13 protein-coding genes and 1 tRNA gene are annotated in these 15453 nt (G+C 68.3%); 1 reads left to right on the top strand and 13 read right to left on the bottom strand.

Annotated features, from left to right (window positions below; genetic code table 11):
* The 8 genes from ACIRCZ_RS14085 to topA form a co-directional block, all read right to left on the bottom strand.
* On the bottom strand, positions 1–1275 hold the full coding sequence (locus ACIRCZ_RS14085; protein ID WP_402854563.1) for an acyltransferase family protein: 1275 nt from the start codon (positions 1273–1275) through the stop codon (positions 1–3).
* Positions 1276–1386: 111 nt separating this feature from the next.
* Complete coding sequence (locus ACIRCZ_RS14080) at positions 1387–3942, bottom strand: PKD domain-containing protein (protein ID WP_402854158.1); 2556 nt, start codon at positions 3940–3942, stop codon at positions 1387–1389.
* 346 nt (positions 3943–4288) lie between these two features.
* Positions 4289–4364 (bottom strand) — tRNA-Thr (locus ACIRCZ_RS14075).
* 83 nt (positions 4365–4447) lie between these two features.
* A complete protein-coding gene (locus ACIRCZ_RS14070) occupies positions 4448–5128 on the bottom strand; it encodes a TetR family transcriptional regulator (protein ID WP_402854155.1) in 681 nt (226 codons plus the stop codon).
* A 64-nt stretch (positions 5129–5192) separates the two neighbouring features.
* On the bottom strand, positions 5193–6794 hold the full coding sequence (locus ACIRCZ_RS14065) for an alpha/beta hydrolase (RefSeq protein WP_402854152.1): 1602 nt from the start codon (positions 6792–6794) through the stop codon (positions 5193–5195).
* Positions 6791–8017, bottom strand: a complete 1227-nt coding sequence (locus ACIRCZ_RS14060) for a DNA polymerase III subunit delta' (RefSeq protein WP_402854149.1) — start codon at positions 8015–8017, stop codon at positions 6791–6793. The genes ACIRCZ_RS14065 and ACIRCZ_RS14060 overlap by 4 nt, the downstream gene beginning before the upstream one ends.
* Positions 8018–8091: 74 nt before the next feature.
* Positions 8092–8736: a dTMP kinase gene (gene tmk / locus ACIRCZ_RS14055; RefSeq protein ID WP_402854146.1), complete on the bottom strand. Its 645-nt coding sequence runs from the start codon at positions 8734–8736 to the stop codon at positions 8092–8094.
* On the bottom strand, positions 8733–11585 hold the full coding sequence (gene topA / locus ACIRCZ_RS14050) for a type I DNA topoisomerase (RefSeq protein ID WP_402854143.1): 2853 nt from the start codon (positions 11583–11585) through the stop codon (positions 8733–8735). Before topA ends, tmk begins: the two co-directional genes overlap by 4 nt.
* A gap of 210 nt (positions 11586–11795) precedes the next feature.
* On the opposite strand from topA, the gene ACIRCZ_RS14045 reads away from it, so the two are divergent.
* Complete coding sequence (locus ACIRCZ_RS14045; RefSeq protein ID WP_200949541.1) at positions 11796–12041, top strand: hypothetical protein; 246 nt, start codon at positions 11796–11798, stop codon at positions 12039–12041.
* Here the strand turns inward: ACIRCZ_RS14045 and ACIRCZ_RS14040 are convergent, their stop codons facing one another.
* From ACIRCZ_RS14040 to ACIRCZ_RS14020, 5 genes are all read right to left on the bottom strand, one after another.
* Positions 12042–12392, bottom strand: coding sequence for an Rv3654c family TadE-like protein (locus tag ACIRCZ_RS14040; protein WP_055890553.1), 351 nt, complete (start codon positions 12390–12392; stop codon positions 12042–12044). It abuts the gene before it with no gap.
* Between the two features lie 98 nt (positions 12393–12490).
* Entirely contained in the window at positions 12491–12802 is a 312-nt protein-coding gene (locus ACIRCZ_RS14035) for a TadE family type IV pilus minor pilin (protein WP_235500321.1), read from the bottom strand.
* Between the two features lie 16 nt (positions 12803–12818).
* Positions 12819–13013, bottom strand: a complete 195-nt coding sequence (locus tag ACIRCZ_RS14030) for a DUF4244 domain-containing protein (protein ID WP_055890550.1) — start codon at positions 13011–13013, stop codon at positions 12819–12821.
* Positions 13014–13148: 135 nt separating this feature from the next.
* Positions 13149–14165 carry a type II secretion system F family protein gene (locus tag ACIRCZ_RS14025; RefSeq protein WP_402854137.1) on the bottom strand — a complete coding sequence of 339 codons (1017 nt, stop codon included), beginning with the start codon at positions 14163–14165 and terminating at the stop codon, positions 13149–13151.
* Positions 14162–15172 carry a TadA family conjugal transfer-associated ATPase gene (locus ACIRCZ_RS14020; protein WP_402854134.1) on the bottom strand — a complete coding sequence of 337 codons (1011 nt, stop codon included), beginning with the start codon at positions 15170–15172 and terminating at the stop codon, positions 14162–14164. Before ACIRCZ_RS14020 ends, ACIRCZ_RS14025 begins: the two co-directional genes overlap by 4 nt.
* Between the last annotated feature and the right edge of the window lie 281 nt (positions 15173–15453).

The raw sequence follows: 15453 nt of genomic DNA, 5'->3' as shown, positions 1-15453 counted from the left end.
TTACCTGCGTTTTCTGGGAGCGCGAACGGGCTCGGTCGTCGCATCCCGGATCGGCGCATCCTGCGCCCCATGCGCCGGCCGCGCAGGAGGGGACGTCGCGATCGCCCTGCCGACCCGCTGCGACAGCAGCATCGACGGTCGTTCGATCGCGCGATAGAAGCCCTCTGCCGCAACCAGGATCAGCGGAACGGCGGCGAGCGCCAGGAACAGCCACGGCACCCACGCGTCGGCTCCGGTGAGCAGGGCGGCGGCCACCAGGATCGGCTCGTGGATGAGGTAGATGCTGAACGAGCGCGTGCCCGCCCACTGCACGGGCCGCGTCTCCAGCGCCCTCCGCGCAGGCGATTCCAGGGCGACGACCACCACCCCGGCGACACCGACGAGGCTCACAGCGGCGAGCGCCGCCGCTACGGGTGTGTACGCGGGACCCGTAGGCACCAGGCTGGGTGCGATCAGCAGCAGCAACGCGCCGGCGATCCACGGCCACCAGCTCCGGATGCGCGCGGCGAGGTCTGCGATCGTGTCCCGTCGTGTCGCGATGATCATCCCGATGCCGAACACGGGCAGGTACTGCAGCATCCCGCCGGTCAGCCACGATTGCGGCAGCGCGTCGATCACCGCGGGGAAGCGCGCGATCGCCGACAGAGCGATCAGGAGCGCGATGCCGCCGAGCCACCAGTCGTGCACCCGGGCGACCCTGAGCAGCAGATACATGACCGGCAGGAGCAGCGAGAACCACACCTCCCACGTCAGCGACCACAGCGGGCTGTCCAGGTTGGAGGTGCCGAGCACCAGCACGAGGTCGTGCCAGACGGCGGAGAACGTCGGAGCGACGTGTGTGGCCAACCAGCTACCGCCCGTCGACGGGTCGCGCGGCACGGCGACGGCGAGCACGAGAGCGAACGCCACCGCTCCCCACACCGGGATGTAGAGCCGGAGGATGCGTCGCGCGTAGTACGCCAGGATGCTACGCGGATTCTGCCGGTGCGTGAGCAGCGGGAGGGTGAGGACGAATCCGGACAGCACGAAGAAGATCAGCACGGCCTCGTGCCCGGGCATCATCAGGCGGAACGGCGTGCGGAACAGCCACCACTCCGGCGTCAGCGGCGCCGGGTCCGTCCTCTCGACGTAGAGCACGGAGACAGCGGGCACGACGAGCAGCGAGTGGTACAGCACGACGGACAGCGCCGCCACACCTCGCAGCCCGTCGAGCGATCGGTAGCGGCGTCCATGCGCCCCCGCCGACCCACTCCGATCAGTGCCTTCTCCCGACATCGTCTCGTGCATTCTGTGCGCCCTCCACGCCCGTCAGTCCATCTGCCTGTGCCGGGGCTGCGTGCGGTGCCTCTGCTCTGCCGGTCCCCTCCGCCGCAGACGCCGTGCCGGTTACGGCACAACGGACACCAGATAGTTGTCGAACTTCGCCCTCACCGGCGTGAGCGTCGCCGCGCCGGACAGGTAGGTGCGCAGCCCGACGGAACCGGTGGCCTGGAGGGTGGCCGTCGTGTCGGTCACGCTCGCCTGCCATGCGGCCGGTTCGGCCTGGATGGCAGGCCACAGCTTGGCCCGCACGGTGGTCGGCGATGTGCCGAACACCTGCACACGCAGGGTGAGCTGCTGCCCCGCCGTATATGTGAGGCCGCTGACAGGCACGGCCTGGAGCGTGTTCCCACCCTGCAGCAGTTGCACCTGCACGGCCCCGCTCCCGCTGATCCACGCTCGACCCTCGTAGCCGATGGATCCCACCTGCCGCCCGATGGCCGAGACGAAGATCCCGCCGCCGGACGACGCGACGTCGGTGGTGAACGTGACCGCGGTGTCTGTGCGGTTCGACGACACCGCGTTCAGCGTCTCCGTCTTGGTGACGCCGGCGGGATCGACCATCTGGCCGGTGCCAGAGCCGACCGCGTATGCAGACGCATCACCGGCTCCCGCCCACGTCCCGCCGACCTCCGCGGATCCCCAGCCGGTCGCGACCGACCGTTCGAACGCATCCCTGGCCACCGTGGTGCTGGCGGTCGCCGTCACGGTGACCGGCTTGGATGTGGTGGCCTGGCCACCGCGGTTGTCGGTGACTTTCAGCGTGATCGTGTACGTGCCCGCTGCGGCATATGTGTGCCCGGCGGTCACGCCCGTCGCTGTTCCTCCGTCGCCGAACGTCCAGGCCCACGCGGCGACCGAGCCGTCAGGATCACTGGATGCGCTCCCGTCGACGGACACGGACAGCCCATCCGGTGTCGCCACGAACGAAGCTACCGGGTTCTGGTTCGCTCCTCCGCCGGCGATGGTGACGGTGTTGCCCGCTCGGTTGATCTGGTTGCCGTCCGGGTCGGTCACATACAGGGTGTAAGTGTGCTGGCTGCCGCCCGCGAGCCCGGTGTCGGTGAAGCTCATGGCCGGCCGGTTCCAGAAGGTCGAGAGCTGATTGGCCTGGTAGACCGGGCTGGCGGTGTTGCCATCGCGGACCAGCTTGTAGTTCAGGTTGGTGTTGTCCTGGTCGTAGGTCGACGTCCAGGTGACCTTGGCCTGTCCGGCCGTCGGCGAGGTCGCGTTCGGCGCGAGTGCCGTGTTGTTGTTCGGTCCGACGTTGCTGCGCACGACGCTGTCGAAGGCGAAACGGGTGAGGCCGTACTGCGCGACGCCGTTCACGAACGGGAACTCGCCGCCGACGACGAGATACTGACTGTTGCCCGCCAGGCTCCACGCGGCCTGGCCCTGGCCGGTGAACGACCCCGTCACGTAGTCGGGGAACCAGTTGAGCTGCGACGGGGACGGCTGCCCTGAGAAGTTGAAGTAGCTGCGGTTGCCGTCGTTCGTGAGCGTGCCCGTCCGCGCCTTCGAGAACGCGATGGAGTGGTGGAAGGTGCGCGGGTTGGTCTCGGGGAAGCCGCCGACGTTGCGGCAGTCGTGGGGGTGACCCACCGCGTACAATGCGTCGCCGAGCGGATAGACGTTGTACGTGTCGCCGTGGCAGTCCTCCAGCCAGATCAACGCTCCGGTGTTCGCGTCAGCGGCGAAGCTGCCCTCCAGATTGCCGCCCGATCCGAACACGTAGCCGGCGCCGTACACCCTGTCCGATGTGGCGACGAGAGTGGTGATGCCCGCCTGGGTGCCCGCATCCCGCACCACGGAGTTGGCGGGGAACGGCAGGTTCGCGCCGGTCGTGCCGTTCAGCATGGCGAGGCCGTAGTGGGAGCTGCCGTTCATGTTCTGGAACCGGCCGCCCGCGTACAGCTTGGTGCCGTCCGGGCTGACGGCGAGCGCATCCACGACGTAGTCTGCGCTCGCGGCGAACGTCGTCATCAATGCCCCGTTGGATGCGTTGATCTCGGCGATGTAGCCACGGGAGGCGCCGTTGACGCTCGAGAACGTCCCGCCGGCGTAGACGGCGGTGTTGGTCGCGGCGAGGGCGCGCACCTGGCTCTCCATGATCGGCCGGAACGAGCTGACGATCTGGCCCGTTGCGGTGCTGATGGCGACGATGCGGTAGTAGTTTCCACCGCCTGCCGTGGTGAAATCGCCTCCGACGTACACGCGGGAGCCGTCCGGCGTGGCCGCGATCGCCAGCGCCTGAGCATTCAGCGGAACGTTGAAGGTGGAGATGAGGGCGCCGGTGGCGACGTTGTACGCGAGCAGATTGCTGCGCGGCGTCGTGTTGGACCCGGCCGGCGCCCCGGCTGGACGTGCCGTGGTGAACTTGCCTGCCACGTAGACCGTGTTCCCTACGACGACCTGCGCCCACGCGACACCGTCGATCTGCGTGGTGGGCAGCGCCTGCGCGCTGACCGTCGGCGGAGTGGCCGGGTTGGCTGGATTCGGCGGCATGGTGTCTGCGCTGGCGGGGCCGGCGATGGCCAGCCCGCCGAAGACGAGACCGATGGCCGTCGCGATGGACGCGGCGACGCCGACCCCACGGTACGTGGATGTGCGGAACAAGCTCATGACAACCTCGACAGGCGAGTGGGCACCTGGTGTGGTGCGGGATGCGCCCCTGCGGCTGTGCGGTTCCGGTTCCCGCTCCCTGTCCCGGACTCGGATCCCGGACTGCGGGTGCTGTGCGTCACAGGCCTCTGGCGCGTGTGGAGTTTCGGGTTCGCGCTGCGGCCCGCTCCCGCACACGGCGGTCGCGGATTCCGTCCACGAGTCCGGCTGACAACAGTCCTGCCGAACCTGAATGATGCTCAACTTCTGACCAGAGTACGCCGGAGACAGGGCAGTCGACCCCGTGCTGGCACGGATTTCTTGCACAGTCTGGCACGGAAAAAGCCCCGTCCGGAGACGGGGCTGGTGGAGCCGCCCAAGGGAATCGAACCCTTGACCTTCTCATTACGAGTGAGATGCTCTGCCGACTGAGCTAGGGCGGCGTGGGTCTCGCCCGAGGGCGTTACGCACAGTCAGATAGCTTACCCGATCTTCGAGGGTGCTACTGACCATCTGAGATTGCGGCTCAGCGCACCTGGTTGCCGAGCGCCTGGAGTTGGGCGAACGAACTGCGGAGACGGTCGGCGAGCGGTTCGACGCCGCCGTGGTCCGCCCAGCACGACCAGGCGTGGCGCATCCCGGCGAACGACACGTATGTGACGAGCCTGGCGCGCTGGTGCAGCGTTTCCTGGTCGGTGGCGAGCGCAGGGTCGTCGTGGGCGAGTCGACGCTGCACGATGGCGCTCAGGGCGTCCTCGAACTGGTGCATGCTCGCCATCCGCTGCGCGAAGAGTTCGGGGTTGTCTTTGAGGAGCGCGCGTCGCAGGGTGTGGAGTTCGTGGACGCTCCGTGTCGCATCCAGTTCTCCGCCGTGCTCGTCGCCGGTCATCTCGACCGTGTCGATCGCGGCGATGAGGAGTTCGCTGATGCCGTCGAGGATCGGCTCGTCCGGCCCCGCGTCGATGAAGCGTTCGATGCGCTCTTCGTCCGGGAGTTCCGGCAGTTCGCCGATGATGGCGGACTCCTTGGACGGGAAGTAGTTGAAGAACGTCCGCGGAGACACGTTCGCCGCGTGACTGATCTCGTCGATCGTCACCCGGTCGAAGCCGCGCTCGCTGGCGAGTTCGAGCGCTGCCAGCTGAATCGCGCGTCTGGTCGCGAGACGCTTCCGCTCCCGCAGCCCGAGTTCTTCCTGCACCATGCTCATTCGACGATTATTTCATTGTCTGCAAAATTGCACCACTCCGTGGGCCCGAATCAGGAGGTCATCCTCAACAGGTTTTGCCTGCCTCCGGGATGGTGCCCTTCACGAGGTAATCGTCGACCGTGCCGTTCACGCACGAGTTGGACTTGTTGTACGCCGTGTGGCCCTCGCCCTTGTAGGTGAGCAGGTGACCGTTCTCCAGCTCGCCAGCGAGGTTCTTCGCCCACACGTAGGGCGTTGCAGGGTCGTTCGTCGTGCCGACCACGAGGATGGGCGCAGAGCCCTTCGCGGCGATCGGACCGCGTTCGACGGTGGAGGTGTACGGCCAGTTCGCGCATCCGATGTCGCCGTACGACATGTACGGGCCGATCACCGGGGCGTCCTTCGACAGCTCGGCGGCCTGCGCGCGCATCGTGGCCGGGTCGGCGTCGTACGTGTAGTCCAGGCAGTTGATCGCCATGAACGCTTCCGTCGAGTTGTCGCCGTACGTGCCGTCGCTCTGCCGGTTGTTGTATGCGTCGGCGAGGGTGAAAGCAGTGGATGCGCTCCCCTTCATCACCGAGGTGAACATGTCGGTCAGGTACGACCAGGCCGTCGCGTCGTAGAGCGGATAGATGATCGCGGTGACCAGGGTGTTCGCGCCGAGCTCCCTGCCGTCCGAGTTGCGGATGGGGCTCCGCTCGACCGAGGCGAGCAGGTCGCTGATCGTCTTCATCGCGTCGTCGACCGATCCGCTGAACGGGCAGCCCTTCTGGGCTAGGCAGTCCTTGAGGTATGCGCGGAGCGCGCTCTCGAAGCCCTGCGCCTGCACCTTCGTCACATCGAAGTTGCTCGCGGCAGGGTCGAGCGCGCCGTCGAGGACGAGACGGCCGGTCTTGCCCGGGTAGAGGTCGGCGTACACCGCACCGAGGTACGTGCCGTACGAGTATCCGAGGTAGTTGAGCTTCTTGTCGCCGAGGACGGCGCGGAGCAGGTCGAGGTCGCGAGCGGCACTGACCGTGTCGACGTGTTCGAGCAATGCTCCGGTGTTGGTCGCGCACGCCGAGCCGAAGTCCTTGGACACGCCGGTGTTCTCGGCGATCCACGCGTCGGACCCGCGCGTGCCAGGCGTGATGTCGTAGAGGTAGCCGTCCATCTGCTTGGCGTCGTAGCACTTCACCGCCGTGGAGTGGCCGACGCCGCGAGGGTCGAAGCCGACGACGTCGAAGTGCTGCTGCAGGGTGCTGTCCGTCGCGTAGTCGACGGAGTCGCGCACGAAGTCGTAGCCCGATCCACCGGGGCCGCCGGGGTTGACCAGAAGCGAGCCCTGCTTGGTGCCCTTGGCCGTCTGCCGGATGAGAGCCAGCTCGATCTCGCCCGACGACGGGTTCTTCCAGTCGAGCGGCGCCTTCGCGGTGGCGCACTGCTTGCCGGATGCGCAGCTCTTCCAGGTGAGCACCTGGCTGTAGAACGGCTGCAGGTCGGCTGCCACCTGCTCGGCGACCGGCGTCGACGTCTGCGCCGTCTTCGGCGGGATGAACCAGGTGACGCACCCGGTGAGCGTCAAAGCCACGATCGCCGCGACCGCGACGAGTGCGGTGCGCGCGCTGCGGCGCCCTCCTCGTCGGGAACCGGTGGTGCGGGCAGCTGAGCGACCGCGCGCGTCGGAGTGGCCGTGGCGGGTGGTCACTGGTCGTTCCCCTTTCGAGCGGCACCGCCGCGCAGGATGGTGGTGAGCATGGCCTCGATCGCCAGCGCGGGAGCGACGTTCCCGTCGATCCGCTGACGGGCGGTGGCGATCGCATCCATCGCGGCGAGCGTAGCTGCGGGAGTCGTGTGAGTGCTGAGAGCGTCGAGGCTGTCCTGGAGTTCCAGGTTCACCAGCTCGCTCGCACTGCCGAGCTGCAGCATCATCACATCGCGGTAGAGCGACAGCAGATCCACCAGGATGCGGTCGATGCCGTCGCGGAGGCTGCGGGTCGCGCGGCGCTTCTGGTCCTCCTCGAGCTGACGCAGCTGTGAGCGGAGGGCGGGCGGGATGGTGCCGCCCGGCTCCACGCCGAGCGAGCGCAGGGCGTGCTCGCGCTCCTCCGCGTCCCGTTCCTCTGTGATGGCCTTGGCGTCGGCCCCTGCGATCTCCAGCAGGCTCGCCGCGGTGAGCACGGCGTCGGACACCGACCGCATCCGCAGCACCAGCTGCAGGGTCTCCTCGCGTCTGCGTCTGGCTTCGTCGTTGGTCGCGAGCCTGTGCGCCATGCCGATGTGGCTCTGCGCGTGCCTGGCCGCGCGTTCGGCCGTCGCCTGGTCGACCCCGTCGCGCCGGCCGATCAGGGCGGCGACGTCGGAAACGCTCGGGACGCGCAGCCGCACCGTGCGGACGCGCGATCGGATGGTCGGAATGAGGTCGGCGTCACTCGGAGCGCAGAGGATCCAGACGGTTCGCTCCGGCGGCTCTTCGAGCGCCTTGAGGAGCACGTTGGAGGTGCGCTCGCTCATCCGGTCGGCGTCTTCGATGATCATCACGCGGTACCGGCCGACAGACGGGGAGAATTGCGAGCTGGCGACGAGCGTGCGCACCTCCTCGATGGAGATGATGACGCGTTCGGTGCTGAGCACGGCAAGGTCGGGGTGGGTGCGCGCCTCCACCTGGCGCTGCGTGGCGAGGTCGCCCTCCGGCGTTCCCGGACTGAGCAGAGCGGTGGCGAAGGCGAACGCGAGGTTCGACCGGCCGGATCCTGGGGGGCCGGTGATGAGCCACGAGTGCGTCATGCTGCGGCCGGTGGCCGACCCGGTGGCCGACCCGGAGGGGGCGCCGGAATCAGTGGATGCGCTCGGCGCCGATCCACCGGCGGCTGCGGCTTTGAAGATGGCGATGGCGTCGTCCTGACCCGTCAGGTCATCCCACACTGCCATGCCTCCCAGGCTAGCGGTCGCCACCGACACCGCCGAATGCGCCGGCGACGCGCGCAGGCGGAGTCGCGGCCAGATCAGACATACGGTTCTAGCCTGGTGCGGATGTCCGCGGCGATCTCGTCGACGGGACGCGACGCATCCACCACCAGGAAGCGCTCCGGCTCCGCCTCTGCCAGCCCGAGATAGGCGGCGCGCACGCGTGCGTGGAAGTCGGACTTCTCTGCTTCCAGCCTGTCGTAGCGGGTGCGCGAGGTATCGAGCCGTGCCCGTGCTGTGATCTCGTCGAGGTCGAGGAGGATGGTCAGGTCCGGTAGGAGTCCCTGCGCCGCCCACAGCGACAGGTTGCGGATCTCGACGGGGTCGAGCACCCGCCCAGCGCCCTGGTATGCCACGGACGAGTCGAGGTAGCGATCCTGCAGGACGACTTCGCCGCGTTCCAGCGCGGGACGCACGAAGGTCTCGATGTGGTGCGCGCGGTCGGCGGCGTACAGCAGCGCCTCGGCCCTCGCTGCGATGTCGCCTCTGTGGTGCAGGACGATCTCGCGGATCTCGACTCCGACCTCGGTTCCGCCGGGTTCGCGGGTGCGCACGACCGTTCGCCCTCGCTCCGCCAGCCACTCCTCGATCAGCTTCGCCTGGGTGGACTTGCCCGTCCCGTCGCCGCCCTCGATCGTGATGAAGAGCCCGCGACGTTCCGGATTCGTGCCGTTCCCGCTCACTCCACTGCCGACTTTGTCGCCGCCGCCTTGCGCGTGGTGGTCGTCTTGGCCGCGGTGGTCTTTGCCGTGGTCGTCTTCTTCGCCGCGGTGGTCTTCGCCGCGGTCGTCTTCGCTGCCGTCGTCTTCGCCGGCGACTTCTTGGCCGGAGCCTTCTTCGCGGGCGCCTTCTTGGCCGGGGCCTTCTTCGCGGGTCCCTTCGCCCGCTTGTCAGCCAGCAGTTGCACGGCGCGCTCGAAGTCGACCTCCTCGACCGTCTCGCCGCGCGGGATGGTGGCGTTGGTCTCTCCGTCAGTCACGTACGGACCGAATCGGCCGTCCTTGACCTTGATCGGCTTGCCGCTGACAGGGTCGGCGTCGAACTCTTTGAGTGCGCTCGACGCGCGACGGTTGCCGTACTTCGGCTGCGCGAACAGTTCGAGGGCTCCGGCCAGGTCCATCGCGAAGATGTCGTCTTCGCTGGGGAGCGAGCGGGTGTCCGTGCCCTTCTTGAGGTATGGACCGTATCGCCCGTTCTGCGCCTGGATCTCCTCGCCGCTCTCCGGGTCGAGTCCGACCGTGCGCGGCAGGTCGAGCAGTTGCAGCGCTGTGCCGAGGTCGAGCGAAGCGAGGTCCATCGACTTGAAGAGGGACGCGGTGCGCGGCTTGACGGCGGCTGCCTTCTTCGTCGTCTTCTTGGCGGGCGCCGAGACTACTTCTCCTGTGGCCTGGTCGACGCTCTCCGCCGCCGGCTCTTCCTGGTCGACCTCGGTGACGTACGGTCCGAAACGGCCGTCCTTCGCCACGATGTTCTTGCCGTTCTCCGGGTTGACGCCGAGGACCCGGTCGGTGAGCACCGGCGCGTCGATGAGCTCGTGCGCCTTCGCCGGCGTGAGCTCGTCCGGAGCGAGCTCCGGCGGGATGTTGACCCTGCGCGGCGTCGCTCCCTCTGCCGCGCCCTCTTCCGCGACTTCGAGGTACGGGCCGTACTTGCCGATGCGCAGCGTCACGTCGTCGTCGATGGCGATCGAGTTGATGCTGCGCGCGTCGATCTCACCGAGGTTGTCGATGACGCGGCGCAGACCGGTGTGCTTGTCGCTGCCGAAGTAGAAGCTGTTGAGCCAGTCGACGCGCTCCGCCTCTCCATCTGCGATCCGGTCGAGGTCGTCTTCCATCTCCGCGGTGAAGTCGTACTGCACCAGGTCGCCGAAGTAGTCCTCGAGCAACCGGACGACCGAGAACGCCACCCAGCTCGGAACCAGCGCCTGCCCTCGCGGCGTGACGTACCCGCGGTCGACGATCGTGGAGATGATGCTCGCGAACGTCGACGGCCGGCCGATGCCCAGCTCTTCGAGGGCCTTGACCAGGCTGGCCTCCGTGTAGCGCGGCGGAGGGGTCGTCTCGTGGCCGTCCGCCTCGACGTCTTCGACGCTCAGCCCCTGACCGGGTTGCAGCGGCGGGAGTTTCGCGTCCGCCGCGTCGGAGGAGTTGCGCTCCTCGTCCTTGCTCTCCTCGTATGCGTTGAGGAATCCGCGGAACGTGATGACCGTGCCGCTCGCGGTGAACTCGCCGATCGTGCCGGCGTGCTCGCCTTCCGTGATCGTGGTCTCGACGGTCACGGAGGCCGTCTGGCCCTTGGCGTCGGCCATCTGCGATGCGACGGTCCGCTTCCAGATCAGGTCGTAGAGTCGGAACTCGTTGCCGCGAAGCACCTTCTCGAGCTCGGACGGCGTGCGGAAGACCTCGCCGGACGGCCGGATCGCCTCGTGCGCCTCCTGGGCGTTCTTGCTCTTCGACGCGTATGTGCGCGGCTTGTCCGGCACCGTCTCCGGTCCGTACAGCTTCGCGGCCTGGGTGCGGGCGGCATTGGTGGCCTGCTGCGAGAGCGACGCGGAGTCGGTTCGCATATAGGTGATGTAGCCGCTCTCGTAGAGGGACTGCGCGACGCTCATCGTCTGCTTGGCGGAGAACCGCAGCTTGCGGGCGGCCTCCTGCTGCATGGTCGACGTGGTGAACGGGGCAGCAGGGCGACGCGAGTACGGCTTGGAGTCGACCTTGCTCACCGTCACCACGGTGCTCGGCCGGGAGATCGCGGCGGCGAGCGTGGTCGCCGTCTGCTCGTCGAGCGTGCGGGCGGACGATGTGAGCTTTCCGTGGTCGTCGAAGTCGCGACCGGTGGCGACGCGCTCTCCGGAGAGCCTGGCCAGCCTGGCCTCGAAGCCATTGGCGTCCTCCGGGGTGAACCGCGCCGTCAGCCCCCAGTACGAGGCGGGCACGAACGCAAGACGCTCGCGCTCCCTGTCGACCACGAGTCGGGTCGCCGCCGACTGAACGCGACCGGCGGACAGGCCTGGCCCCACCTTGCGCCACAGCACGGGCGACACTTCGTAGCCGTACAGCCGGTCCAGGATGCGCCTGGTCTCCTGGGCGTCGACCAGTGCGGTGTCGATCTCCCTGGTGTTGTCGCGCGCCTTCTCGATGGCTTCCTTGGTGATCTCGTGGAACACCATGCGCTTCACGGGGACCTTCGGCTGGAGCACCTCGATGAGGTGCCAGGCAATGGCCTCTCCTTCGCGGTCCTCATCCGTTGCGAGGAGGAGTTCGTCGGCGTTCTTGAGCGCTCTCTTGAGATCGGCGACCGTCTTCTTCTTCTGGTCGGAGACCACGTAGTAGGGCTCGAAGCCCTTCTCGACGTCGACGGAGAACTTGCCGAGCGAGCCCTTCTTGAGCTCCGGCGGCAGGTTCTTGGGCTCGATGAGGTCGCGGATGTGCCCGACGGACGCCATCACCTCGTAGCCGTCGCCCAGATACTGGGCGATCGACTTCACCTTGTTCGGTGACTCGACGATGACGAGTTTCTTCGTGTCAGACACCTGACTCCTCTTATATATACGCGCTGTTCTGCAACAGCGAGACGTTCGTAGCGCGCTCCCCCGGCGCCGCACCCCTGCGGCGAGCGTGGGCCGCACGGCCCCGACAGGCAAACCATACACACCTGAGCCGCTTGTCTGCCTAATCGGTGGATCTTCGTTCGCCGAGGGCGCAGACCTTGCGGTGGCCCGGGGCGGGAGGAAGATGAAGGTATGGCTATCACTTCAACGACGACGTATACCGCCAAACTGACCGACGGCCCCCTCGAGGGGAAGACCATCGCGACCGAATACCTCGGAACGGGCGAACCCCGCCCTCGTCTCGAGATCCCCTCCTCCACCGCAGGCAAGCGCTACCTCTATATCCGCTCCTCCGCGATCGAGTTCGCGTCAGACGACGCCCTCGACCGCCGCCCCAGCGCCGTGGAGTACCGGTATCTGGAGGCGATCTTCGACTGATCACGGCGTTCCAGGCGGACCTGCGCGCGCCGCGGCGCGCGCAGGAAGCCCCAGGTAGGTGACGGAGGTGAGCACGACGGCGATGACGCCATCGAGCTCACACGACACCAGTCGCGCACCGTTCGCAGATGCGACCCGCTCCGCCTCCTGACACGGTGACCCCGGCCGCAACCCTGACGCGACATCCGCCGCGGCGAGCGCCGCCCCGTCCGCCGCGGCACCGGACACGCGCCGCGCCCCGTACGCCCCTGCCACCGCCACGGCCGCTGCCGTCGCACACACGAGCACCCCGATCAGCGCCACCGCGAGAACCCCGGCTGCGCCGCGCTCGCACAGAATGCGCGCGCCCATCGCGCCCGCACGATCGCGCCAACCGCCCAGCCCGACCCCACGACCACGCCGACCGCCCGGTCCGCCCGCAGTCGCGCGCATGCAGGGGACGCCACGGCTCAGCCATCTGGGTGACCTTCGTCCGGCGCACACGCCCTGGCGGATGCGCGCAGCCCCAGGACCCCCAGCGCAGTCTCCTGGTTCGCACCCGTCGCTTTCACACACACCATTCCTCCTTCTCTGTCGACGGTCAGTTCCGCATCGGCCTCGCGCGCAATGCGGGCCGGGTCATCGCCACGGGCGAGCATCCGTGCTGACTGGGCTGCCGCATCCACGAGTCGTGCCTGCTGTGTCGCCACCTGAACGGCGCCGAGGCACAGCGCGAGGCAGGCGAGCACGGCGGGGAGCGCCACCGCGAATTCGGCGGTCACGCTCCCCCGCTCTCCGTCATCCGCCCGTGGTGAGAGCACGCGTGACCAGATCGGTGAGGATCGCTTTGACCTCGTCGCCGCGGAGCAGGACCACCAGCAACCCGGCGAATCCGACTGCTCCCATCGTCGCGACCGCGTACTCGGCCGTCGCCGAACCTCGTTCTTCGCGGATGACCCGCCTGACGAATCCACTCGTCGTTCCTCTTCTCATGTGCCTCTCCTCGTTGTTCGTTTCTTCGTTGTTCGTTTCTTCGTCGTTCGCTCCGGCCGCTCGTTGTGGCCGTGTTTCCACCCTCCGGTGTGCGTCTCCCGCTGACCACAGCGATTCCCGATCGGTGGAGAACCGTCAGAGCGCGGCGACTGTGGAGGAGATGATCGACAGCACCACGGGAGCGACGCCCAGCAGCATGAAGCTCGGAAGCACGCACGCGCCGAGAGGAAGCATCGACCGGACCGCGAGCGCCGCAGCGGCCGTTCTGCCCTGCATCCGCCGATGCCGTCTGGCCCGAGCCGCCCCACTCCTGAGCAGGTCCGCCGCCGGGGCGCCGGCGCGCTGCGCCAGGCTCAGAATGCGCGCGACCTCCGCTCGATCGTCGCCGAGCACCTTGAGCGCCGAACACGCCTCGTCGCACATCGCCAGAGCGCTCGGCACCCCGACCCCGCCGCTCAGCGCCGTCGCGATCAGGTCGTGACGCAGACCGGGAACGTCGAAACCGGGGTGTGCCCGCAACAGGAGGGTGCGCATCCATCGCCTCCCGACGACCAGCAGGAGCACACCGGCGCCGAGCAGTGCCCAGCCGACGGCCGAACCAGTGAGCGTGCCGACAAGGTCGACGCCCATCACAACGGCCAGCACCATTCCGACGACAGGCAGCCACGACACGAGCTGCGCTGTCGCCCGCGGCCCTGCCAGCGCCACGTGCACGTCGCGCTCCGTCTCCGCGCGGTCGCGCAGAGCGTCGGCGAGGCGACGCAGCGTCGGAGCCATCGGCGCTCCAGCGACGTCCGCGACCCGCCAGATGGCGGTCAACACCGTCCACGAGGCATCCGCCGTCGGGGAGACGTCTGCGGGAGATCGCGATCGCGCCGTCGCCCCCGATCTTCGCTCGACCGCCCAGGCACCCGCAGCCCGCGCCACAGCGTCGGCTGTCCGCTCCCCCGCCGCGATACCAGCTCCCACCAGCCCGGCCAGTGGATGCGCGGAGAACTCCCGCAGGTACCCCCACGCCGCCTCCGCCGTCACCCCCGCCTCCATGAGGGCGACCAGCTCCTCGAGCAGCTCTGCGACCCGCTCTGCTTCTTCTCCCGCCCGCTCGCGCTTTTCACGCCGGCGAACCCAGGTACTCGCTCTCGTCGGTTTCACGACGTGCTCACCACGTTGAGCCGACCGTCCTCCGCCAGTTCCAACCGCCCGAAGCCGGCGACGCTGCGCGCGCCTCCGACGCGCTCGACGTGGACGAGCATCCCGATGGCGCTCACCGCCTGTCTGGCGACGGCGCGCTCGTTCAGCCCTGCCAGAGCGCCGAGTGCCTCGATGCGGGCGGGGACGTCGCCGATCGAGTTGGCGTGGAGCGTTCCGGCCCCTCCGTCGTGGCCGGTGTTCAGCGCGGACAGAAGATCGGTGATCTCCTCTCCTCTGCACTCGCCGAGGACGAGTCGGTCAGGACGCATCCGAAGCGCCTCGCGCAGGAGTCTCCTGAGGCCGACGCCGCCCGCGCCCTCCAGGTTCGGCTGCCTGGTCTGGAGGCCGACCACGTGCGGGTGCGCGATGCGGAGTTCCGCGACGTCCTCGATGGTGACGATCCGCTCGTCCGGCGGCGCGTGGGAGAGGACGGCGCCGAGGAGCGTGGTCTTGCCCGCACCGCCCGCGCCGGTGATGAGAAGGTTGGTGCGCTGCGCTATCGCGCGCAGCAGTATGTCCGCCTGCCGCCGGGTGATCGCACGGTCGGCGAGAAGGTCGGGCAGTCCCAGCACCCTGCCGCTCGGTATCCGAACCGACAGCAGCGTTCCTCCCGTTGAGACGGGAGGGAGCACCGCATGCACCCGTATCCCGTTCAGAAGGCGGACGTCGACGAACGGCGTCGCCTCGTCGAGGTGTCTGCCCCCGCTCGCCACCAGACGGACCGCGAGGTCTCGCGTCGTGCGCTCGTCCGAGCACCAGCCGTCGATGCGCCGGAGACCGCGTTCGCCGCCGTCGGCCCAGAGCTCGCCTCCCGCCGTGATGAAGAGGTCTGTGACGTCGTCGTGCAGCAGGTAGGGCGCGAGCGGCCCGAACGTCTGCCACAGGCCAGCCCGCTCGAACGTCGATGCGGACGGCGTCGCATCCTCAGGCTGCCCACTCGCACGGAGTTCTCTCGATGTCGTCCTCATGCAGGAACGCTACGAAGCACGCCGCATCCACCGCTGTCGCACCCGGAAACCCGTGGAGAACTCCCGAAACGCGCGGCCTGTGGAGAGGCACCAGACCAGCCGCAGCGCGTCGGCCCGGTTAAAAAAAGGGGGGCCGCACCTATTGGGGGGAACAGGTGCGGCCACTGCGGCGCATGATTGGGGGGAATCGTTTGCGCCGCACGCCAGAATTAATATTCGGCCGAGAGACAGTTTACGCAGAATCAATGCAAACGCAAGTCTTCATCGAGGAGGTCACCGCC

This window comes from Leifsonia sp. NPDC102414, assembly GCF_044765685.1.
Taxonomy (GTDB): Bacteria; Actinomycetota; Actinomycetes; order Actinomycetales; family Microbacteriaceae; genus Leifsonia.
The sequence above is the reverse complement of the archived record's forward strand: the minus strand, read 5'-3'. Positions and strand labels throughout refer to the sequence as shown.